Below are 1,124 nucleotides of genomic sequence, written 5' to 3'. Positions count from 1 at the left end.
CGACAGAAATCGCGCTTTATCATGCACTTGGAAAACTACCCGAGCCTCCGTCGACCCACAGTTTTTACTGACGAACCAAAATTTTAAAGTCCAGCCGGATGTCGGCAACGCTTCTTTGACTGTGGTCTTTCATCTTTTCGTTGGTCCGTTTGAGTCATGCGATATTCCGGCAACCATTGCCTCTCGATTCTCTGGGCTAGCCGACACCCGCAGTAATGGACTTCCCGTTCGCCTAGCTCCCTGCCCGATGCCGGACTGACTGCGGGAAAACGCTGATGCATTTTGCTCAACGCGCCGCAGCCAAGCGTATCACGATGTGATACGTTCATCCTAGGGCGGTTGGACGAGGTAGTCATGGCAGGACCCTCCAATTTTACAAGCTGGCTAGCGAGCGTTCGCCGTGCCGCCGCACGACTCGAAGTCGGTCATTCTTTCCGGGGATGGGGCGTGCGCGCCGGTGGTGGACCCAGACCGTGTGTCGCAGCTGACCGGCGCGCATGCCGAGCGCATCGTACGCTTCGTGCTCGGGCAGTTGGGCGGTGCACGGTGCTGATCGCGGCCGACGAGTCACCCGCGCGGATCTTCAACCTCTTCACGCGGGCGTCTGGGCCGTTCCGCTAGACCGCAGGTATGCGTCAGCGCATCCCGTCTTGAACACAGGCGCGTGCGGTGCGAGGGAAAACGCTGGTCGACCGGCCGCAAACGTGGCGTGGTCCTCCGGTTGCTGCGGGGCGAACCCGTCGACGCCGTGTCGCGCGAAGTCGGCGTGACAATCGCCGAGCTCGAGCAGTGGCGGGAGCTGGCGCTGGCTGGCATGGAGGCTGGCCTAAAGACACGGACAACGATCCGCTGCAAGCGCGGCTCGATGACGCCGTGCGACGCGTGGGCCAGCTGTCTATGGAAAACGAGATCCTGCGCAAAGAACGTGAACAGCGCTTCAATTGCAGGCAAGTGCAGTACGCTGTCGGTATCGATCGCCACACTGCCTTTCTCGCGCGCTTCCTTACCTGCAACTCGTTGCCAAGCACTGCCCCCGGGCCCTGAACGTCCTCGACCGCTTCCACATCGTCGCCAAGATGAATCTGGCGCTAGACGACGTGCGTGCCGCCGAGGCCCGCCGCATG

Annotated in this window: 2 protein-coding genes; both read left to right on the top strand. The window is 61.6% G+C overall.

Annotated features, from left to right (window positions below; translation table 11 throughout):
• On the top strand, window positions 1-259 hold a 259-nt coding region (locus AWB81_RS48185; protein WP_235026267.1), incomplete at its 5' end, for a hypothetical protein.
• A 682-nt stretch (window positions 260-941) separates the two neighbouring features.
• Window positions 942-1,124 (top strand): transposase (locus AWB81_RS43360; protein WP_235026266.1); only part of this gene is annotated, 183 nt, incomplete at its 3' end.

Origin of the sequence: Caballeronia arationis, assembly GCF_001544975.2 — a bacterium.
Taxonomy (GTDB): domain Bacteria; phylum Pseudomonadota; class Gammaproteobacteria; order Burkholderiales; family Burkholderiaceae; genus Caballeronia; species Caballeronia arationis.
The sequence above is the reverse complement of the archived record's forward strand: the minus strand, read 5'-3'. Positions and strand labels throughout refer to the sequence as shown.